At 57.2% G+C, this 20,135-nt stretch carries 19 protein-coding genes; 11 read left to right on the plus strand and 8 right to left on the minus strand.

Annotation, left to right across the window (positions count from 1 at the left end):
* Positions 1–25 precede the first annotated feature (25 nt).
* Entirely contained in the window at positions 26–1,675 is a 1,650-nt protein-coding gene (locus RAL88_RS10445) for an FAD/NAD(P)-binding protein (RefSeq protein WP_306269352.1), read from the minus strand.
* 224 nt (positions 1,676–1,899) lie between these two features.
* Between RAL88_RS10445 and efp the strand changes: the two genes are divergently transcribed.
* Together efp and RAL88_RS10455 are read left to right on the plus strand one after the other, a co-directional pair.
* Entirely contained in the window at positions 1,900–2,463 is a 564-nt protein-coding gene (gene efp, locus RAL88_RS10450; protein WP_306269353.1) for an elongation factor P, read from the plus strand.
* Between the two features lie 11 nt (positions 2,464–2,474).
* Complete coding sequence (locus RAL88_RS10455) at positions 2,475–3,266, plus strand: inositol monophosphatase family protein (RefSeq protein WP_306269355.1); 792 nt, start codon at positions 2,475–2,477, stop codon at positions 3,264–3,266.
* Positions 3,267–3,272: 6 nt separating this feature from the next.
* On the opposite strand, the gene RAL88_RS10460 is transcribed toward RAL88_RS10455, so the two are convergent.
* Complete coding sequence (locus RAL88_RS10460) at positions 3,273–3,815, minus strand: L,D-transpeptidase (RefSeq protein ID WP_306269356.1); 543 nt, start codon at positions 3,813–3,815, stop codon at positions 3,273–3,275.
* 183 nt (positions 3,816–3,998) lie between these two features.
* Here RAL88_RS10460 and RAL88_RS10465 point away from each other — a divergent pair, with 183 nt between their 5' ends.
* Together RAL88_RS10465 and RAL88_RS10470 are read left to right on the plus strand one after the other, a co-directional pair.
* Positions 3,999–4,682: a response regulator transcription factor gene (locus RAL88_RS10465; RefSeq protein ID WP_306269357.1), complete on the plus strand. Its 684-nt coding sequence runs from the start codon at positions 3,999–4,001 to the stop codon at positions 4,680–4,682.
* Between the two features lie 260 nt (positions 4,683–4,942).
* Positions 4,943–5,398 (plus strand): cyclic nucleotide-binding domain-containing protein, encoded by a 456-nt coding sequence (locus RAL88_RS10470; protein WP_306269359.1) that lies wholly within the window; start codon positions 4,943–4,945, stop codon positions 5,396–5,398.
* 39 nt (positions 5,399–5,437) lie between these two features.
* Here RAL88_RS10470 and RAL88_RS10475 read toward each other — a convergent pair whose 3' ends face one another.
* Entirely contained in the window at positions 5,438–5,938 is a 501-nt protein-coding gene (locus RAL88_RS10475; RefSeq protein WP_306269360.1) for a MarR family winged helix-turn-helix transcriptional regulator, read from the minus strand.
* 146 nt (positions 5,939–6,084) lie between these two features.
* On the opposite strand from RAL88_RS10475, the gene hmgA reads away from it, so the two are divergent.
* On the plus strand, positions 6,085–7,446 hold the full coding sequence (gene hmgA, locus RAL88_RS10480; RefSeq protein WP_371932155.1) for a homogentisate 1,2-dioxygenase: 1,362 nt from the start codon (positions 6,085–6,087) through the stop codon (positions 7,444–7,446).
* 69 nt (positions 7,447–7,515) lie between these two features.
* On the opposite strand, the gene RAL88_RS10485 is transcribed toward hmgA, so the two are convergent.
* Positions 7,516–8,100 carry a DUF2585 family protein gene (locus tag RAL88_RS10485; RefSeq protein WP_306269361.1) on the minus strand — a complete coding sequence of 195 codons (585 nt, stop codon included), beginning with the start codon at positions 8,098–8,100 and terminating at the stop codon, positions 7,516–7,518.
* Positions 8,101–8,165: 65 nt separating this feature from the next.
* Between RAL88_RS10485 and RAL88_RS10490 the strand changes: the two genes are divergently transcribed.
* Genes RAL88_RS10490 through RAL88_RS10515 form a run of 6 tightly spaced genes read left to right on the plus strand, consistent with a single transcriptional unit; the run spans position 8,166 to position 13,591 of the window.
* Positions 8,166–9,173, plus strand: a complete 1,008-nt coding sequence (locus RAL88_RS10490; protein WP_306269363.1) for a fumarylacetoacetate hydrolase family protein — start codon at positions 8,166–8,168, stop codon at positions 9,171–9,173.
* Complete coding sequence (locus RAL88_RS10495; RefSeq protein WP_306269364.1) at positions 9,174–10,124, plus strand: MBL fold metallo-hydrolase; 951 nt, start codon at positions 9,174–9,176, stop codon at positions 10,122–10,124.
* Positions 10,124–11,710 (plus strand): FAD-dependent oxidoreductase, encoded by a 1,587-nt coding sequence (locus RAL88_RS10500; RefSeq protein WP_306269365.1) that lies wholly within the window; start codon positions 10,124–10,126, stop codon positions 11,708–11,710. Before RAL88_RS10495 ends, RAL88_RS10500 begins: the two co-directional genes overlap by 1 nt.
* On the plus strand, positions 11,707–11,895 hold the full coding sequence (locus RAL88_RS10505) for a DUF2783 domain-containing protein (RefSeq protein ID WP_306269366.1): 189 nt from the start codon (positions 11,707–11,709) through the stop codon (positions 11,893–11,895). The genes RAL88_RS10500 and RAL88_RS10505 overlap by 4 nt, the downstream gene beginning before the upstream one ends.
* Positions 11,895–12,566 carry a maleylacetoacetate isomerase gene (gene maiA / locus RAL88_RS10510; RefSeq protein ID WP_306269368.1) on the plus strand — a complete coding sequence of 224 codons (672 nt, stop codon included), beginning with the start codon at positions 11,895–11,897 and terminating at the stop codon, positions 12,564–12,566. The genes RAL88_RS10505 and maiA overlap by 1 nt, the downstream gene beginning before the upstream one ends.
* Before the next feature lie 56 nt (positions 12,567–12,622).
* On the plus strand, positions 12,623–13,591 hold the full coding sequence (locus tag RAL88_RS10515; protein ID WP_306269369.1) for a tyrosine recombinase XerC: 969 nt from the start codon (positions 12,623–12,625) through the stop codon (positions 13,589–13,591).
* Positions 13,592–13,643: 52 nt separating this feature from the next.
* On the opposite strand, the gene RAL88_RS10520 is transcribed toward RAL88_RS10515, so the two are convergent.
* The 4 genes from RAL88_RS10520 to RAL88_RS10535 form a co-directional block, all read right to left on the minus strand.
* Entirely contained in the window at positions 13,644–14,333 is a 690-nt protein-coding gene (locus RAL88_RS10520; protein ID WP_306269370.1) for an outer-membrane lipoprotein carrier protein LolA, read from the minus strand.
* A gap of 81 nt (positions 14,334–14,414) precedes the next feature.
* Positions 14,415–17,195: a DNA translocase FtsK 4TM domain-containing protein gene (locus RAL88_RS10525; RefSeq protein ID WP_306269372.1), complete on the minus strand. Its 2,781-nt coding sequence runs from the start codon at positions 17,193–17,195 to the stop codon at positions 14,415–14,417.
* Positions 17,188–18,537 (minus strand): aminotransferase class I/II-fold pyridoxal phosphate-dependent enzyme, encoded by a 1,350-nt coding sequence (locus tag RAL88_RS10530; protein WP_306269374.1) that lies wholly within the window; start codon positions 18,535–18,537, stop codon positions 17,188–17,190. The genes RAL88_RS10525 and RAL88_RS10530 overlap by 8 nt, the downstream gene beginning before the upstream one ends.
* 197 nt (positions 18,538–18,734) lie before the next feature.
* Positions 18,735–20,111 carry an ammonium transporter gene (locus RAL88_RS10535; protein WP_371932156.1) on the minus strand — a complete coding sequence of 459 codons (1,377 nt, stop codon included), beginning with the start codon at positions 20,109–20,111 and terminating at the stop codon, positions 18,735–18,737.
* Between the last annotated feature and the right edge of the window lie 24 nt (positions 20,112–20,135).

Genomic DNA, 20,135 nt, shown 5'->3' on the forward strand with positions numbered 1-20,135 from the left:
CTGTCAGAAAGGTTCACCATCGCACCTATGACGCCAGGCGGTCTGCCACATCGCTGACCACATCTTTGGCCAGCTTGTCGCAATTGGCGAGCCCTTGCGAAAATGGATATCGCTCAAGGATTTGAGGCAGTGCCAGGCAGTAAATCTGTGCGCAGCCGGACGCGCCGATGTCCAGTCTGAAAGGCTCCAGTACCGGGGTGGAATCGACCGGAAAGCAGGCGGCGAGGGACGGGAAAGGCAGTTTGGAAAGCGGCTCTGCTGACTGGCCGCGGGCATCGATTACTGCCTGAAATGTTCTACGGCCGTCTTCGGTTTCAACCGATATCTGACCCTCTTCCGACTGGCTGAATCTCGCATTATCAACCGTCGCAAGCAATTCCAGTACACCGGCGTCGTACATCGCGACAATTCGAGCGAGGGAGAGGTGGGGCACAGCCGCATAGCAATCTCCAAACACAGGCATCAGGTCTTTGGAAAATTGTTTGTAATCGGCGTCGCTTAGATGCCGCAAAACTTCCCCGAAAACCTCGTGACCGCGCAGCAGGGCATATCGGTGCGGCACGGTCTGGCGCTGTTTCATCGACTTGCGCGTCTCGGCCAGATCATCTTTTACAGCCGCCAAGCCACCGATTTCCTGGCGATGCGAAAAATAGCCCGGTGCGAATCCTTCAAGGGTTCTGGCCGCTTTACCCAGATGTTTCAAATAGCTGGGGTCGGAAGCGTCCAGTTCGGCACACAACAGCGCAAACGTGCGTTGCAGCAGGCCATCCTTGCCCTTGGCGATCTCGGCTGCCACTGCATCTTCGGTTAAATGTTGTAACGGCTCATAGGGGAAAGGATAATAAAAATCGCCTTCCGGCATCACACCGGTACGCGACACCATGGTGACGCGCAGACCGCTTTCGGCGCTGTTGGGGTGCCATGTGATATGGTCACTGTGGTCGTCAAAATGGCCATGTGCGTGACCCAGCGCAATGACTGCGTCGATGGCAGACAGAGACGAGCCAAGCACACCGATATTTGCGTCCGGCAGGGCTTCAATGTTGCTGTATGGCCATGGCGACACCAGTTGAACATCATCAATCGTTGGCACCGCCGGCCATTTGTGACCGGTCGCGATGATCACAATGTCGAATTGCTTGTGGGCTTCTTCGCCGTCTTTTGCATAGGTAACGCGCGCCTGACCGCCATTCACAGAAATATCTGTGACGTTGCAACATGTGTTGATTATCAGGTCAAAACCGGCGTTTTTGGCCTTGCAGCAGAGCGCATCAAATTCTGAACTCAGATATTCGCCGATGAGGGTGCGGGGATAGAACGCACGAGGGCTTAGATCGTGGGTAGAAAGCTCCCATTCGCTGAGCTCGCGCGGGGGCCGGGATTCAAGCCAGTCGATCAGCGGGCGGGTAATCGGCGGAATTTCACGGCTGAATGCATTGCACAGCATGTAATCCGCATTCGTACCCTGGCGGTAGGGCATGCCCGTCCCCGCCTCATCTGTGGCCTCGAACACCTCGATGGACGCGGGAATGCGGTCTGCAACCAGCCTGTTGACCAGATAGATACCCATCGCGCCGCTGCCGATAACACATAGTTTCAAATGGTCTGCCATTTCGTATCCCGTTTCCGTCTGCCGCGCCCGCATCCCGCCGTCACGAAACAAGCTGGACGCCATATCGTTCCATGCGCTGGTGCAAAGACCATGTTTTTTCAACGCCTTTTGTGGGTGAATGAACGGAGATACATGACGGGGTCAGATAATTGCCCCGAAATCAGGCTGAATATCGAAATTGGGCGATCACACTGTCCTCAGCCACTTACCCCCACCCCTTGCAAAAACTCACAAAATGTGGTGCAGACGCCTTCAATCCTCTCAACACGCCACAAAAGACAAAATTCATGAAAATCAATGGTAATGAAATTCGCCCCGGCAATGTCATCGAGCATCAGGGCACCATCTGGGCGGCTGTCAAAGTGCAGCATGTCAAGCCCGGCAAGGGCGGCGCCTTTGCCCAGGTCGAAATGAAAAATCTGCTCGATGGCCGCAAGCTCAATGAGCGCTTCCGCTCGGCGGAAACGGTTGAGCGCATTCGTCTGGAGCAGAAGGATTATCAGTTCCTCTATGCCGAAGGCGACATGCTGGTGTTCATGGACACCACCACTTACGAGCAGCTTGAATTGCAGTCCGAATTTGTCGGCGACCGCGCCGTTTTCCTGCAGGATGGCATGCAGGTCACCGTTGAGATGTATGAAGAGCGCCCGATTGGCGTGGCGCTGCCCGATCAGGTCACTCTGGAAGTCAGCGAAACCGAACCTGCCCTGAAGGGGCAGACCATCTCCTCGTCCTACAAGCCGGCGATCATGGATAATGGTGCCCGCGTCATGGTGCCACCCTTCATCACGGTGGGTGAGCGCATTGTCGTTGACACCAATGAGCTGATTTATCTGCGGCGCGGCGAATAGGGCCTTTCATCATGGCACGCAGTGCACTTCTCAACATAATGGTTCAGGCCGCCACCAAGGCGGGCCGCAGCCTCACCCGCGATTTCGGCGAGGTGGAAAATCTTCAGGTCTCGGTCAAGGGTCCGGGAGACTACGTTTCCGCCGCCGATAAAAAGGCTGAGGAAATCATCTATGAATCGCTCATCAAGTCGCGCCCGGACTGGGGCTTCCTGATGGAGGAAAGCGGCGAGGTGAAAGGCACTGACCCGCTGCACCGCTGGATCGTCGATCCGCTCGACGGTACCACCAATTTTCTCCATTCGCTGCCGATTTTCGCCGTTTCAATTGCTCTGGAGCGCGAAGGCAAGCTGGTCGCCGGGGTGATCTACAACCCGATCACCGAAGAATTATTCACCGCAGAGAAGGGCAATGGCGCCTTCATGAATGACCGGCGCATGCGCGTTGCCGCGCGCCGCAAACTGGCCGATGCAGCGCTGTGCACGGCGATTCCACATATCGGCACCAAAACGCTCGGGCGTTATCTGGAAGAAGCCAAAGCCTCCAGCGCCCATGCCGCTGCGGTGCGCGGTCTTGGCTCGGCAGCTCTGAGCCTGGCCTGGGTCGCAGCCGGGCGGCTCGACGGCTATTGGGAGCATCAATTGCAGCCGTGGGACATGGCGGCCGGCATTGTTCTGGTTCGCGAAGCCGGCGGCTTTCTCAGCGATATTTCCGGCGGCGAGCGCATGATGGAGAGCGGCGGCATCATTGCCGGCAATGAGATCATGCGCGATACCATCCGCAAGACCATCATTGAACGCAGCTGAGGCTTTTCAAATCCACATTTTTGAGCCGCGCCGGGCAAAGCGGAGCGCGTGGCGCATGGTGTCGCGGGAAACCGCAATACAACCTTCGGTCGGACTGAAGCCGGGCGCGGCTATGTGGAAGAAAATGGCACTGCCAGCGCCGGGAATGCGCGGGCTGATGTTCTGGTCGAGCACAACAACAATGTCGTAGAGCCGGTCCGTGCGCCACAGATTTTCATGGCTTGCGGAGAGCGGCAGTTGAACCAGCTGGTTGTAGCGCGCATCATGCGGATCATCGCACCAGCCATCCAGCGGATGGGTTGGCCGCAGCGGCAACAAGCTCGCCGGTTTTGCCAGCCTGTCGGCGCGGAAAAAACCGCCCAGCAGCGTGAAACCGCCAGATGGACTTGCGCCATCGCCTTCGCGCTTCTGTGAAATGATACCGGTTTTGCCCAGCGCGCAGTCAAACGCCCGGCTTCCGAAATGAAGTTTTCCACGGGTCGTCGCGCGGTTCAGCAGCCTCACATGGAAATCGTGGGGATGCCATTTATCGAGCCGGAATACCGACATTTCAGTTTTCCTTAAACCGCATCACAGCCTGCTCACACCGAATTGACAAATTGTCACTGCGCCAACAGCGCGCCATCGCTTGCGCGATATTTCAAACAATGTTCTAAGACTGTTAAATGGATTTGTCGGCAGTGCGTCAATGCCCTGCAACCTGCCGTTTCAGATTTGGTCATGAGGCTCCTGATGAACGAACGCAAGATTCTGATCGTTGATGATGACACGGATTTGCGCGAAGCGCTTGTTGAACAACTCGCACTTTACGAGGAGTTTGAAATCGCCGATGCAGATTCTGCGGCCACCGGAATGGCGGCCGCCCGCGATGGCCGGATTGATCTGTTGGTGATGGATGTCGGACTGCCCGACATGGATGGCCGCGAAGCCGTCAAACTGCTGCGGAAAAACGGATTTCGCGCACCGATCATCATGCTTACCGGTCATGACACGGATGCCGATACGGTTCTCGGACTGGAAGCTGGCGCCAATGATTATGTCACCAAGCCGCTGCGCTTTGCCGTGCTTCTGGCCCGAATTCGCGCCCAGTTACGCCAGCATGAAAACAGCGAAGACGCGACCTTTTCAATCGGTCCATATCATTTCCGGCCAAGCGCCAAACTGCTCACCACCGATGCCGGCGAGAAAGTGCGGTTGACCGAAAAGGAAACTGCGATCCTCAAATTTCTCCACCGCGCTGGCGACAAGGTTGTGACACGGGATGTCCTGCTTCATGAGGTCTGGGGCTATAATGCCGGTGTCACAACGCATACACTGGAAACACACATTTATCGTCTGCGCCAGAAAATCGAGGAAGATCCGTCCAATGCGGAAATCCTCGTGACTCAGGATGGCGGATATAAGCTGGTTCCCTAGAGCGGTTCATGGTTCAATTCAATCATGAACCGCTCTAGCGCCTGACTTCAATCGGGGGGTTGTATTGGCGCCGCATAGAAAGCTCAAAAATAATGCACGGATTGCGGGAAGACCTGCGGTCTTTCTGCTGCCTGTCTTTCCACAACCGGTCTTTCGGTATTGCGTCCTTCAGGATGGGTGTTATTTTGGCCAAAATCGTCTCCCCCACCGGAATCATCTCGCCAAAGCATCCAGGCCCCCGGAACTGAGAAAGACATAGTGTGACCATTGAGCGCGACATCGAGGCACTGCGCCAGGTGATGATGTTTTCGGAACTGAACAGCGAACAATTGCGCCTGCTGGCCTTCAGCGCAGAAACCGTAAAGCTGGCCCCCAAGGAAATTCTGTTCCAGGAAGGCGATGTCGCCGGTTCCGGCTTTGTTGTCACCGAAGGCGAAATCCAGCTGTTCCAGCGCAGCGGCGGCAACGCGGTTTCCGCAGGCCGTCTGGGCCAGGGATCGGTTGTCAACGAACTCGCTTTGATCAGCGAAACCCTGCGTCCGGCCACGGCGATTGCCACCCGCAGCAGCGAAGTGATCAAAATCCGGCGCTCGCTGTTTCGCCGCTTTATCACCGAATATCCGGACATCGCCGTGCGGCTTGAAGAAAGTCTGCGCGGCCGCCTCGACGAAACCATTACTCAGCTGAAACGGGTCCAGCAAAAACTCAAGGCCTGACCCGACCCGGTCACGCGCTCCGCACGTTCTTTCCGGTCCTCAGGATTTGGCGTCAACCGGCGCGCTGGCTGCGTCCCTCGCCCGGTTCCGTTTTTCCAGTTGATGCAGCCCGTGATCGAGCGAATCGGATGCGGCATGTCCCAGTGCCTGCAACAAATCCGTTTCGAATTTTTTTGCCTCCACGATCAACTGCCTGTAGATCCGCCAGCCATTTTTGCTCAACGCCAGATGCTCAACACGGCGGTCGGTCTCATCGGCGCGCCGGACGAGCCAGCCGCGCCGTTCCAGCGCTGCGACAGCGCGGCTGACCTTGGTCTTGTGCATCGAGGAATGCTGGCCAATGAATGTGGCCGTAACCTCGCCAAACTGCCCCAGTGTTGCCAATGCCCGCCATTCAGGGCGTGTCATGCCGGTGCGGTCCTTATAGATCCGCGAAAAATCACGGCTGACAAGTTCTGCCGCACGGGCCAGCCGGTAGGGCAGAAAGCGTTCCAGTTCCAGAATATCGCTCTGGTTATCCGCTGATGCCTGTTGCTGCATAGGACCCAGTTCCAATCTGCCAATGTTGATAGTTACATTTTCGATTGTTACAAACGAAACTATCAAAAGCAATTGCTGGTCTGCCGATGATCGCGCGGCGCAAGGTGAAGCGCCGTGGCAGAACCGCTGATGAGGGATTGAACACCATGAACCAGATCAATCAGCCGCAGGAGCGCGCCACCACAAGCGCGCTGGCACCGGATCCTGCCGGATATATGCCGGGCTTTGGCAATGATTTTGAAACCGAAAGCCTGCCTGGAGCCCTGCCACAAGGTCAGAACAGTCCGCAGAAATGCGCTTATGGCCTGTATGCCGAGCAATTGTCCGGCTCGCCTTTTACCGCGCCGCGCGGCACCAATGAACGCTCCTGGCTGTATCGCATCCGCCCCAGCGTGCGCCATACAAGAGAGTTTACAGCGCAAACGCGCGACGCCTGGAAAACCGCTCCGATCCATGCTGACACAGCGCCGCCATTGGGACAATATCGCTGGGACCCGCTGCCGCTCCCCGACAGGCCAACGAGCTTTCTCGATGGCATTCAGACCATCACCACGGCCGGTGACGCGCTTGGACAATCCGGCATGGCGACTCATATCTTTATCTGCAATGCGCCCATGATTGATGATTATTTCTTCAACGCCGATGGCGAATTGTTGATTGTGCCGGAACTGGGCGCCTTGCGGATTTTCACCGAGATGGGCGTGATTGATGTTGCAGCCGGTGAAATCTGCGTTCTGCCGCGCGGCCTGTTTTTCAAGGTGGTTCCCCTGTCCGGCAGTTGCCGCGGTTATATCTGCGAGAATTACGGAGCCAAATTCACCCTGCCCGACCGCGGTCCGATCGGCGCGAATTGTCTGGCCAATCCACGCGATTTCAAAACCCCGCTTGCCGCATTTGAAGACAAGGAAACACCCTGCCGGGTCCATGTGAAATGGTGCGGCCATTTCTACCGCACCGAGATCGATCACTCGCCTCTGGATGTCATCGCCTGGCATGGCAATTACGCGCCCTACAAATATGACCTTGCCACATTCTCGCCAGTCGGGGCCATCCTGTTCGATCATCCCGACCCGTCGATCTTCACGGTCCTGACAGCGCCTTCGGGCGAAGAGGGCACGGCCAATATTGATTTTGTGATCTTCCCGCCGCGCTGGCTGGTGGCGGAACATTCCTTTCGGCCGCCCTGGTATCACCGCAACATCATGAGCGAATTCATGGGTCTGATTTGCGGCCAGTACGATGCCAAGGAGGAGGGCTTTGTCCCCGGCGGCTTCAGCCTGCACAATATGATGCTGCCCCACGGGCCGGATCTCGACGCCTATGAAAAAGCCTCCAATACAGACCTGAAACCGGTCAAGCTGGCCGACACGATGGCCTTCATGTTCGAAACCAGATTTCCCCAGCAGGTCACTCGCCATGCCATGCAACTGCCCAGCCTGCAGGACAATTATATCGATTGCTGGGCCGGCCTGAAAAAGCACTTTGACGGTACAAAAGAGGGCTGCTGAATGGCGGCACTCGAGCCGGTTGCTGCCATTGCGGCTGGCACAATCTGCGCTTCAGAGCGGCGGTGTCTGTCAGCCACCAAACTGCCACATGCGCACAGCATCAATCGGCCAGATCAGCATCAATGTGCTCAGTGCGAGCCCGTCACGGATGAAGAACATCATGCTGCCTTCCAGCAGCAGGGCAAGCAGAACGCTGAGATAAATCGGCAGATGGCGCGCCAGGAAAAACCCGGCCATCATCGCCACAATGTCAAACACCGAATTGATGATACTGTCGCCCAGATAGGTTTGCGACACAGTGACGAAGCGAAATCGGGCAATGACAAAATTGCTGTTTTCGATAATCTCCCAGGCAACCGCCGATGCGACACCAATGGCAAACCGTGTGCCACAGGAACTTTTCGGCCAGAATCGTATCAGCACGGCATAGGCCAGAATTCCGTGCAGGATATGGGAGAACGTATACCAGTCGGCAACGTGCTGAGAATTTTCATAGCTGTAGACTTCGTTCTGCCAGAGCTTCACAGTCCCGCAAAAGCAGATCCAGTCGCGGCCCATCCACCATAAAAACAGCGTCATTGCCAAGGTCGTCGCCAATGTCAGGCCAATGGCCCGGGCGGCAAACGACGAGTTTTTTGCAGCAGGCGTCGACAAATGCACAAAATACCCCGAACATCACATCTGCAGCCTGCATCGCAAACAAGAAGGAAAAAAGGCGAATGAAACTTGCCTCTCTCAAAAATGATACAAGAGACGGTCAATTGGTGGTCGTGTCAAAAGACCTGACCCGCTGCTCACAGGTCGGTCATATCGCAACTACCCTGCAGCAGGCGCTGGATAACTGGCAAGTGCTGGCACCCAGGCTGGAAGACGTTGCGCAAAGCCTTGAAACCGGGGCGCAGCCAACGCAACGCTTTCGCGAGCATGATGCCCTGTCGCCGCTGCCACGCGCCTATCAATGGGCCGACGGATCAGCCTATGTGAACCATGTCGAACTGGTGCGCAAAGCGCGCGGCGCGGAAATGCCGGCATCCTTCTGGGAGGAGCCGTTGATGTATCAGGGCGGCTCAGACACATTTCTGGGTCCCCGCGAGCCGATCAGAGTGACTGACGAGGCCTATGGCATCGACATGGAGGGCGAAGTCGCTGTCATTGTCGGTGATGTTCCGATGGGCTGCGACGCAAAAACCGCAAGTGCGGCGATCCGCCTTGTGATGCTGGTCAATGATGTGTCGCTGCGCGCGCTCATTCCCGCAGAACTCGGAAAGGGTTTCGGATTTTTCCAGTCAAAGCCCTCCAGCGCGTTTTCTCCTGTCGCGGTCTCGCCCGACGAGCTTGGTGATGCCTGGGATGGCGGGCGGTTGCATCTGCCGCTCTGTGTGGATCTCAACGGTGAGAACTTCGGCCGCGCCAATGCCGGTGTCGACATGACCTTTGATTTTGGCCAGCTGATTGCCCATGCCGCAAAAACCCGGCCCCTGGGTGCCGGCACGATTATCGGTTCCGGCACGGTGTCCAACAAGCTCGATGGCGGCCCGGGAAAACCGGTCGAGCTTGGCGGCGTCGGCTATTCCTGTATCGCCGAAATTCGCATGATTGAAACCATCGAGGATGGCGCGCCGGCAACGCCCTTCATGCTGTTTGGCGATACGGTCAGAATTGAGATGAAGGATGGCGAGGGCCATTCCATCTTTGGTGCAATCGAGCAAACTGTGGAGAAATCCTAGATGGTCAGACAATTTGCCTCTGCCGGAGATCTGGCTGAGAAGAACATCTCATTTTCTGAAATCGGCGAAGGATTGTGGGCTTTCACCGCCGAGGGCGATCCCAATACCGGGGTCATCATCGGCGATGACAGCGTCATGATCATCGATGCCCAGGCAACACCGCGCATGGCAGCCAAGGTGATTGAAAAAATCCGCGGCGTGACCGACAAGCCGATCCGCCATGTGGTGCTGTCGCATTATCATGCGGTGCGGGTGCTGGGGGCGTCAGCCTATCAGGCCTCGGAGATCATCATGTCGGAAAAGGCCCGTGCAATGGTGGTGGAACGCGGCCAGGAAGATTGGGATTCCGAATTTGCCCGCTTTCCCCGTCTGTTTCAGGGGCATGAGAGCATTCCCGGTCTGACTTGGCCAAGCCTCACTTTTAATGACCGCATGACCGTCTACTTGGGCCAGCGCAGAGTTGATCTGATGTTCATGGGTCGCGCTCACACCGCCGGCGATATTGTCGCTTATGTGCCCGACCAGAACGTGATGTTTACCGGGGATATCGTTGAATATCATTCGGCGTGTTATTGCGGCGACGGTCATTTTCATGACTGGCCGGCAACGCTGCAGAATATCCGTAACTGGGATCTGGATGCCATTGCCCCCGGCCGCGGCGATGCGCTTGTCGGACCCGAACTGGTCAATGCGGCACTGGATTCCACGGCCGATTTTGTCACTTCCACCTATCGCAGCGTCGCCCGCATTGCCCTTGCCGGAGGTTCGCTGAAAGAGGCTTTCGCTGCCTGCCGCGCCGCCTGCGACGAAAAATTCGGCGACTACGCGATCTATGAACATTGCCTGCCCTTCAATGTGGCGCGCGCCTATGATGAAGCACGAGATATCGACACGCCGCGCATCTGGACCGCCGCAAGAGACCGGGAGATGTGGGAAAGTCTTCAGGGATAATGGCCTATCATTACCAGACCCAGTCCTACACACCACCTGACGCTCTGAAAAAGACTGAGCCGCGCCACCAGGTTGCCATTGTCGGTGCCGGACCGATTGGTCTGGCCATGGCGATTGATCTGGCGCTGAGAGGCATTCCCTCGGTGATATTCGCTGACGGCGACAAGGTCTCGGTCGGCTCGCGGGCGATCTGCTGGGCAAAACGCACATTGGAGATTTTCGACCGGCTCGGTGTCGGCGAGCGCATGCTGGCCAAGGGTGTGACCTGGAAAACCGGCCGGCTGTTTCATGGTCCTGACGAAGTTTACAGCTTTGATCTGTTGCCGGAGACCGGCCATAAGATGCCGGCCTTCATCAATCTTCAGCAATATTACGTCGAGCAATATCTGATTGAGCGAATTGCGGATTTTCCCGATCTGATCGATCTGCGCTGGCGCAACAAAGTGGTCGGGCACACAGACCGGGGCGATCATGTCACTTTGCAGATCGAAACCCCTGATGGCGGCTACAGCACGGCAGCGCAGTATTATTTGGCCTGTGACGGCGCCCGCTCTCCCAGCCGCAAGCGCATGGGATTGCGGTTTTCCGGTGAGACCTTTGAAGAGCGCTTCCTGATTGCCGATGTCCACATGCCGGAAAGTCCGTTCGGCCAAGGTCCGGCAGAGCGGCATTTCTGGTTCAAGCCGCCGTTCCATCCGGGCCAGTCCGCCCTGTTGCACAAACAGCCGGACGATATTTACCGGATTGATCTTCAACTTGGGTCTGAGGCCGATCCGGAGCTGGAAAAACAGCCCGAGCGGGTCATCCCGCGCATTCGCGCGATGGTAGGCGAGTGCCCGTTCGAGCTGGATTGGGTTTCGGTCTATAGCTTTACCTGCGCCCGGCTCGACCGTTTCATTCATGGACGGGTGATCTTTGTCGGTGACAGCGCCCACATCGTCTCCCCTTTCGGTGCCAGAGGCGGCAATGGCGGGATTCAGGATGTCGATAATCTGGGCTGGAAACTGGCCGCAACTCTGCAGCACCGTGCCGCTGCAACCCTGCTGCAGAGCTATGACGAAGAGCGCGCATTCGGTGCTGACGAGAATATCCGCAATTCCGCCCGCGCGACCAATTTCATGACGCCGAAAAGCGCCATGGAACGCATCTTTCGCGATGCCGTGCTGGATCTGGCAAAGAGCGAGAATTTTGCCCGAAAACTGGTCAATTCCGGTCGTCTTTCGCTGCCCTGCTCGCTGCACGGTCTCAGCCTGCAGCGAGAGGAGGATGATGTGATGATCGGGCAGGCCTGTCCTGATGCCCCGCTGGAACAGGACGGCGCTGCCGGATGGCTGCTGGACCAATTGCAGCAGCAGGATACCAATGCCTGCAAATTGCTGCTCCCGGAGCATTGGGACAGCCCTGTGGTGCCGGGCGTCGTTATCATAAGAATCGGCAGGCCCGGATCGCTGTATCAGCAGCGCTTCGGCGATGCGGCCACATTGCTGCGTCCGGATCAGCACGTTCTGGCGCGCTATACCACTCCGGCAGAGCTGAAAAAAAATCTCCGGCGTGCCGTCCAAACCCTGCAAGGCCATCTGTCATGAGTTCTGATCTTGATAATCTTAGCCCCCACAGCGATGCGTTTTATGCCGATCTTATGGCGGCCCATGACGGGCTCAGTCTGGAACAGAGCCAGGCGCTGAATGCCAGGCTGGTGCTGCTGCTGGCCAATGAGATCGGCGATCTCGACCGGCTGAAACACCTGCTGCCCAAAGCGAGGGCTGATTGATGCCGCAACAGCAAAGACCAGTTCTCTATGATTACTGGCGCTCCTCGGCCGCCTATCGCGTCCGCATTGCGCTCAATCTGCTTGGCCTCGACTATCAGACCATCCCGATCAATCTGTTGCAAAGGGAGCATCTGGGCCCATCCTACCGGGACATCAACCCGCAGGGACTGGTTCCCAGTCTGCGGATCGGCGATCACTTGCTGACCCAGTCGCTGGCGATCATCGAATTTCTCCACGACATCACCCCCGGCTCGCAGCTTCTGCCGTCTGACCCGGAGACCCGTGCCCATACAAGACAACTGGCCCATATCATCGCCATGGACATTCATCCGATCTGCAATCTGGGTGTGGTGACGCATATCACCGAACTTGCGGACACATCGGTCCGCGATGCCGATACGATCCGGCCTGAATGGATGCGCCATTACATCATCAAGGGGCTGACCGCCTTTGAGACCCTGCTCACAGGCAGTGCGGTAAACCGTTTTTGCTGCGGCGACCAGCCGACACTGGCGGATATTTGTCTTGTCCCGCAAATCTATAATGCAAGGCGCTGGGGCGCTGACCTTGCAGCCCTGCCTGCCATCCGGGGCATCGACGGACATTGCCAGGCGCTTGAGGCATTTGCAGCCGCGCATCCCGACCGGGTGAAACCAGAGGCCAGCTCTTAACATTCGGGCAAGCGCGCAGTGCTACACTAATGTCTGATTGAGTCCCCGGAGCCACCATGCCGACACCGCTTGTTTTTGCCGAAACGGACTTGCTGGAGCACAGACGGCAATGGCTGAACCATCTGGAAAACGGCAGGCGGCTTCAGCCCAACACCATTGAAGCCTATGAGCGCGATAGCCGTCAGTTTCTGAGCTTTCTGTCAGTCCATCTGGGCGCGCCCGCCGGTGTGCCGGACCTGGCCGCGCTGAAGATCACGGATTTGCGCAGCTATCTGGCCTTTCGCCGGGGCAGCGGCAGCGGTGCACGGTCCCTGGCCCGCAGCCTGGCCGGAATCCGTTCATTTTTTGCTTATCTGCGCCGGCAGCGGATTGTCGATGTGACCGCTGCAAATGCCCTGACCACTCCCAGGCAGGCCAAAAGCCTGCCTCGGCCTGTTGCCGTGGACGAAGCCCAGTGTCTGCTGGAAGAAGCTGCCGAGCCGGATTTAGCGACCGAGCCCTGGGTCGGCGCGCGCGATGCGGCCGTTCTGAGCCTGCTATATGGCTGCGGATTGCGCATCTCCGAAGCGCTGGGCCTGTCGCAAAAGGATCTCCCGGCCCTTCAGACGGGGCTGATGCGGGTGCTCGGCAAAGGCGGGCGGGAACGCCTCGTCCCGGTGCTGCCTGCTGTTATCGAGGCAGTCAATCTCTACGTGAACATCTGCCCGTTTGTGGCAGCCAGGGCCGATCTACCTGAGACCGCCCTGTTCTATGGGGTGCGCGGCAAGCGTCTCAACCCGCGTATCGTGCAGAAATCCGTCGAGCATCTGCGCTTCCGCCTCGGCTTGCCTGACAGCGCCACACCGCATGCGCTGCGTCATGCCTTTGCGACACATCTTCTGGCCGGCGGCGGCGATCTGCGCACCATTCAGGAGCTTTTGGGCCATGCCAGCCTGTCAACCACGCAAATCTATACGCAGGTCGATACGCGGCATTTGCTGTCAGTTTATTCCAAGGCGCATCCGCATATGATCGGCAATGGCTAAATTGGAAAATCCGGCTGGCATTCACCCGTCGGCGCAACGTCTCGGTTGCGGATTACTGGCGCTCTGTAATAGCGATCCGGCCATAGGGAATCTTGAACAGATCCTTTTCCCACTTCATCCCGCCTTTCAGATTATACACCGCAACCGTTGTATCCAGGCCCTGGGCATCGGTTACCGTCCACTGGCGCAATTCCTTGGTGGGCCGGTCGAACAGCAAAGTAACCCTGCCCTGACCGAACATACTTTCCTCAACCATTGTCACGGTTACAATGTCAGCCTCGACCTTGATGCCTTTAACTTTGGAATCATTGAGGAAATCCACTTTGTCCGACAACAGGAAACGCAGCGGCGTTTTCGACAGCGGCCACAAATCCCATGTCTGCAACGCGCGGTCATGGATCACCACGGATTTACCGTCTGACATGATCTGGATTTTCGACGGGGCATCATAGCGGAAATGGATTTTGCCGGGCCGGTCGAGCGCGAATGTGCCTTCCGACTTTTCACCATTAGGGCCGAACTGGACAAAATCCCCGCCCATGGTGCGCATTTTGTTCAGCGACGCGCCAATATCATTCAAGACTTCGCCATTGGTCTGCGCCCGTGCCGGATTTACCAGCAGGGTCAGGGTCAGCATCACCACAAACCAGAGTGACAGAAAGGCAAAGGCCAGGCCTGCTTTCGAAGCGGCGGCGTCGGCCGCAATGGTTTGCGAAGATCTGTGTACCGGTTTTTGCGTCATATCAATTTTCCAATCAGACAATTTCTGCGCGCCCAACAGTCAGCTAGGTATCCACTGTGGCAAAATCACGGCTGCCACATTCTAAATCGTCTCTTCCGCATTTCCCACCAGTATATCACGTTTGCCGGCATGGTTGGGAGCGCTGATGACACCTTCCTGTTCCATCCGTTCGATGATCGAGGCTGCCCGGTTATAGCCTATTGACAACCGCCGTTGCACATAGCTGGTGGAGACCTTCTTGTCGCGCAGCACGACTGCCACCGCCTGATCGTAAAGATCTGCTTCGCCGCCGTCACCGCCGCCGGTCATCGCATCGAGCACTGCAGAGGTTTCCACCTCATCTTCATTGGTAATGGCTTCCAGATATTCAGGCACACCCTGGGTCTGCAGATGGGCGACAATTTCTTCCACTTCCTGATCATCGACAAACGGGCCGTGAACGCGCTGAATGCGTCCGCCACCAGCCATGAACAACATATCGCCCATGCCCAGAAGTTGTTCGGCACCCTGTTCGCCAAGAATCGTCCGGCTGTCGATTTTCGAGGTCACCTGGAATGAAATCCGGGTCGGGAAATTTGCCTTGATGGTGCCGGTAATAACATCCACGGAAGGCCGCTGTGTCGCCATCACCACATGAATTCCGGCTGCGCGGGCCATTTGTGCAAGCCGCTGGACGGTCCCTTCAATTTCCTTGCCGGCAACCATCATCAGGTCCGCCATCTCATCGATGATGACGACAATATATGGCATCTTCTCCAGATTGAGCTCTTCCTGCTCGTAAATCGCTTCACCGGTTTCATGGTCAAAGCCGGTCTGCACGGTCCGAGTCATGACTTCGCGCTTTTTGGACGCCTGCGCCACACGGCTGTTGAAACCGTCAATGTTGCGCACACCCAGTTTGGACATTTTCTTGTAGCGGTCTTCCATCTCCCGCACGGTCCATTTCAGCGCCACAACCGCCTTTTTCGGATCGGTTACCACCGGTGTCAGCAGATGCGGAATTCCGTCATAGACCGACAGCTCCAGCATTTTGGGATCGATCATGATCAAACGGCACTGGTCCGGTGTCATGCGGTAGAGCAGCGACAGGATCATGGTATTGATTGCAACCGATTTACCCGATCCGGTTGTTCCGGCGACCAGAAGATGCGGCATTTTCGCCAGATCAGCGATCACCGCCTCACCGCCAATGGTCTTGCCCAGACACAGCGCCAGTTTCGCCTTGGTTTTCTCAAAATCACTGGAATCCAGCAATTCGCGCAGGAACACGGTTTCGCGTTTTGCATTGGGCAATTCAATGCCGATGGCATTGCGTCCCGGGATCACCGCAACACGGGCGGCGATGGCACTCATCGAGCGTGCAATATCATCTGCCAGGCCGATAACGCGCGAGGACTTGATGCCCGGAGCCGGCTCCAGTTCATATAGGGTCACCACCGGGCCGGGACGCACATTGATGATTTCGCCCCGCACGCCAAAATCCTCCAGCACACCTTCCAGCAGCCTGGCGTTCTGCTCCAGCGCATCAGTGTTGAGATTGGCACTGGCATTTGTGTGCACCGGTTCTGACAGAAAATGCAGTGACGGCAATTCGTAGTCCTGGCTGCCAAGCAGATCCGGCTGGGCTTCGCGGCTGGCCCGCTTTCCTGGTTTCGGCGTGGGTTTGGGTGCCGTGACGCGGTTTTGCGGAGCTGCATGTGCACGTTGCGCCGCCCCTGGTCGTTTGGCCTGGCCTTCCGTTTCAGCCGTCCTCACGTCGGCGGCCGCCGCCCGCGCGACAGTGCCGGGCCGGGCGCTCTGTTGAGAAACCTCGTCGGACCAGACGTCTGCAGGCTGTTGATCATAGGCAACAAATTCACCATCGACCCAGTCTCCGGCCTCCGGGGCATCAGAATCCCTGTCGTCTTCCTGCCAGGACCGGGCGGAGCTGTCCTGCCTGCGTTCAACAGCAGACATGGACGGTTCGCTGCGAGCGGTTACACGGTTTCGCCGGCCTTCGGCACGGGCGGTTTTTCCCGATCCGGCCAGTTTGCGCAAGGCGCGTCCGGTCATTGCCCTGGAGCTGAGCGCCAGATGAACCATCGCCCCAACCCCGTAAGCGGCAACGGCACTGATCCCGAAGCCACTGGACGGCTCATCATCATAATCATCTTCATAATCGTCACGGGAAGGCGCGTAATCCGGCTCGCTGTGTACCGGCTGTGCTGCACCAGAGCGCCGCCAGACAGCCATGACAAAGCTGAATACGCAGATCAGGCCGAATATCACCGCAGTCAGATAGGATATGAAGCCGGAAAACAGGTTTCCGAAAGCGGCAACCGGCAGCCAGATCATGACATCGCCAACGACACCGCCCAGTCCCATCGGCAAGGGCCAGTTCGCCGTCACCGGAAGGGCGGAAACCGTGCCCGCTGCAAACACCATTGCAGCCACGCTGAATCCGATGCGTCGCTTGTGCCGCAACAAGCGCTGGCCGAACACCAGCCGCCAGCCCCAGACCGCAAGGATCAGCAGCAGAATGATGGATCCAAGACCGAAAAACTGCATGAACAGATCAGCGGTAATCGCGCCTGGCGCGCCCAACGCATTCCGCGGCTGTCCCGACGCGGCAAAATTGAGGCTCGGATCCTGAACCGACCAGGTTGCAAGCGATGCCGCCCCGGCCGCGGCAATTGCGATCAGCAGCAGACCGCTGGCGGCAGACAGGTTACGTCCCAACCAGTAGCGTATGCCATGGCGTTCCGAAATTGAGGGGATCTGATTGGCATAGGCCAATTGATCGGCAATCTGCCGGTCGGCATCATAATCCACATAATTCAGGGGGCCGGCTGTATGAATCTGAAATGAAGCAGCATTACGCATGAAACTTACCTGTCTGCTCGTTTTGAGGGTGTGAACTCCCGGATGATTTTGGGTTTGATTTCCGGGTTGAAATTTGTGGCAATTGCTCAAGACAGTGCCTGAGACGGTTGATGGCCTCGTCCGTTGTCGCCAGATCGTGGACAAGGGCAATCCGGATAAAACCATCGGAGCGGTTTTGTCCTGTGCCGTTTTCATCTGTCTCGTCCGCCGTCAGATAGGCACCGGGCACAACCCGCAGGCCGGCCTCTTTCCAAAGGTGCAGAGCCATGGCTTCTCCGGGCATGTATGAACTGCAATCAGCCCACAGAAAAAAGCCGCCTTCAGGGATTCGCAATGGCAACAGCGACGCCAGCGCAGCCTGCGCCATGTCGAATTTGGCATTATAGAGTCGACGGTTCTCAGCCACATGTGTCTCGTCAGCAAACGCCGCCGCGGCCACGGCCTGCAGCGGCATCGGCACTTGCGGGGCGGCCATATTTCTGAATTTCGCAAGTTCGCGAAGAAACTCGGCGTCACCGGCCATAAAGCCGACGCGCAATCCAGGCAGATTGGAGCGTTTTGACAGCGAGTTGAAACTGACGACATGGGCCAGCGAACCTACGGCCCGCGCTGCTTCCAGTATTCCGGTCGGGGGCCTGTCCCGGTAAATTTCGGAATAGCACTCATCAGCGAAAATCATAAAATTGTGGCGTGCCGCAAGTGCAATCAGGCTCTGCCAATATTCCAGTGGCGCACAATTGCCCTGAGGATTTGTCGGCGACGCCACATAGACAGCCACCGTATCGGCGAGCAGTTCCGGGGCCAGGGCAGCAAAATCGGGCAAGCCCTGCAGGCTTTCCGCCGCCATGCCTTCTGCCACGCTGTCAGGCGGGCTTAAAAACCGGCAACCGGCTGCCTTCGCCGCCGCCGCATAGGTCTGGTAAAACGGGTTTGGCGAAAACACCAGCGGATCGTCGACCGGTTTTCGTCGTTTTGCTTCAAACAACGCAAAGAACAGCCCTTCGCGCGATCCGTTCAGCGGCAGGATGGCGTCCTCTCCGACCAGCCCGTCCAGAGCATATCTGTGATCCAGCCATTGGCGCACCGATTGGAGGAATTCCGGCGTTCCCTTACTCGGGGGGTAGTGGCGAAATTCCGCCGTTTTCTGCATCAGAACCGGTTCCACAAACGCCGGCATCTGGTGCTGCGGCCCGCCGACACCCAGATCAATTTCCGTCTGCCCCGGCTCAATCCCGTCGAGCAGTGTGGTGACGCGCTGAAACGGCGAACCCGGCAACTCCAGAGAGGCGGGTCGCTTGGCATTGGTTTGCAATATGGATTTATCGGGCGGGACCGAACGCATGAAACACTACCTGAGAATACGCAGAACTGGCCGAGATAGTAGGGGCTTTTGGTTAAGCGCCCTTTAACCACGACAGCTTCAATGCGGTAAATCCGGATGCGTGGAGCCAATGAAAAACCCGGAATGCCAGGCAATCCGGGTTTCTGCGCTGCGTTCTGGAGGTCTATTCAGCGTATCGTGCTGAATGATCGGCCGGATCAGATGCGCTGGCTGCCCTGACCGAACTCCGGATAGGCTTCGATGCCAACTTCCGCCTTGTCCATGCCCATCGCTTCCTCTTCCGCACTCGGACGCAGGCCGATTGTGGCTTTCAGCAAGCCCCAGACCAGACCGGATGCGATAAAGGTAAAGGCACCGATGGACACAACCCCGACAAACTGAACCCAATAGGTCGCATCGCTGTTGCTGAACGGCACAATCATTGTGCCCCAGATACCGGCCAGAAGATGAACCGGAATCGCACCCACCACATCATCGATTTTCAGCTTGTCGAGCATGGGTACGGCGAACACCACAATGACACCGCCGACACCGCCGATGATGACGGACGTGAAAATACTTGGTGCCAGCGGTTCTGCGGTGATCGAAACCAGACCTGCCAAAGCACCATTGAGTGCCATGGTGACATCAACTTTCTTGTAGATGATCTGTGTCAGAATGACGGCAGCAATCACACCACCACTGGCAGCAAGATTGGTGTTGACAAATATGCGTGAGATATCGGTGACATCGGCGATTGTGCCCATGGCAAGCTGAGACGCACCGTTAAAGCCGAACCAGCCCAGCCACAGAATGAAAGTGCCGAGAGTCGCCAGTGGAATCGACGAACCGGGCATTGCGACAACCTGGCCATCGGCGGTATATTTCCCAGCCCTGGCACCCAGCAGAATGGCACCGGACAAAGCCGCCCAGCCACCGACGGAGTGAACCAGTGTGGAGCCGGCAAAATCGGAAAAGCCCATGCCATCAAGCCAGCCTGCGCCCCATTCCCAGGACCCGGTGATCGGGTAGAGAATGCCGGTCAGAACGGCCGTAAAAATCAGGAATGGCCACAATTTGATACGCTCGGCAAGCGTGCCGGAGACAATTGAAGCCGTTGCAGCGCAGAACACCATCTGGAAGAACCAGTCTGACGCGCCGGAATATCCGGTCGCCAGATCATTGCCGCCAACCGGGTCTATGATTTTCGGTGTCGGTGTACCGAAATAACCGCCATCGACACCGGAATACATCAGATTGTAACCGATGAGCCAGAACATCAGGCCGGCAATGGAATACAGCGAGATGTTTTTCAGGCATTGCATGGAAACGTTTTTGCTGCGCACCAGGCCGGCTTCCAGCATGGCAAAGCCTGCGGCCATCCACATGACGAGGAAACCACCGATCAAAAACAGCATTGTGTTGAGAATATAGGCAATATCAACGCTTGCTGCAAAACTGGCCAGCGCATCGGGTGTCGTCGCTTCCTGACCAAAAGCTGTACCAGAACTCAGCGACAGGACACTGAGAGACAGGACACCCAGCAACAGGGTGCCAGCACCCAGGCCGGTTTTTTTCAAAATCAAAGACATCATTTTATTCGTTCCTTGGGACTTTTT

Origin of the sequence: Pararhizobium sp. IMCC3301 (assembly GCF_030758315.1) — a bacterium.
In the GTDB taxonomy this organism is placed as follows: domain Bacteria; phylum Pseudomonadota; class Alphaproteobacteria; order Rhizobiales.

Bases quoted from the DNA above. Each gene is read 5' to 3' on its own strand.
- RAL88_RS10515 (WP_306269369.1), top strand. From the start codon at position 12,623: ATGCCGACACCGCTTGTTTTTGCCGAAACGGACTTGCTGGAGCACAGA.
- RAL88_RS10500 (WP_306269365.1), top strand. From the start codon at position 10,124: ATGGCCTATCATTACCAGACCCAGTCCTACACACCACCTGACGCTCTG.
- hmgA (WP_371932155.1), top strand. From the start codon at position 6,085: ATGAACCAGATCAATCAGCCGCAGGAGCGCGCCACCACAAGCGCGCTG.
- RAL88_RS10475 (WP_306269360.1), bottom strand. From the start codon at position 5,938: ATGCAGCAACAGGCATCAGCGGATAACCAGAGCGATATTCTGGAACTG.
- RAL88_RS10520 (WP_306269370.1), bottom strand. From the start codon at position 14,333: ATGACGCAAAAACCGGTACACAGATCTTCGCAAACCATTGCGGCCGAC.
- RAL88_RS10535 (WP_371932156.1), bottom strand. From the start codon at position 20,111: ATGATGTCTTTGATTTTGAAAAAAACCGGCCTGGGTGCTGGCACCCTG.
- RAL88_RS10505 (WP_306269366.1), top strand. From the start codon at position 11,707: ATGAGTTCTGATCTTGATAATCTTAGCCCCCACAGCGATGCGTTTTAT.
- RAL88_RS10530 (WP_306269374.1), bottom strand. From the start codon at position 18,537: ATGCGTTCGGTCCCGCCCGATAAATCCATATTGCAAACCAATGCCAAG.
- RAL88_RS10460 (WP_306269356.1), bottom strand. From the start codon at position 3,815: ATGTCGGTATTCCGGCTCGATAAATGGCATCCCCACGATTTCCATGTG.
- RAL88_RS10445 (WP_306269352.1), bottom strand. From the start codon at position 1,675: ATGGCGTCCAGCTTGTTTCGTGACGGCGGGATGCGGGCGCGGCAGACG.
- RAL88_RS10465 (WP_306269357.1), top strand. From the start codon at position 3,999: ATGAACGAACGCAAGATTCTGATCGTTGATGATGACACGGATTTGCGC.
- RAL88_RS10525 (WP_306269372.1), bottom strand. From the start codon at position 17,195: ATGCGTAATGCTGCTTCATTTCAGATTCATACAGCCGGCCCCCTGAAT.
- RAL88_RS10455 (WP_306269355.1), top strand. From the start codon at position 2,475: ATGGCACGCAGTGCACTTCTCAACATAATGGTTCAGGCCGCCACCAAG.
- maiA (WP_306269368.1), top strand. From the start codon at position 11,895: ATGCCGCAACAGCAAAGACCAGTTCTCTATGATTACTGGCGCTCCTCG.
- RAL88_RS10490 (WP_306269363.1), top strand. From the start codon at position 8,166: ATGAAACTTGCCTCTCTCAAAAATGATACAAGAGACGGTCAATTGGTG.
- RAL88_RS10495 (WP_306269364.1), top strand. From the start codon at position 9,174: ATGGTCAGACAATTTGCCTCTGCCGGAGATCTGGCTGAGAAGAACATC.
- efp (WP_306269353.1), top strand. From the start codon at position 1,900: ATGAAAATCAATGGTAATGAAATTCGCCCCGGCAATGTCATCGAGCAT.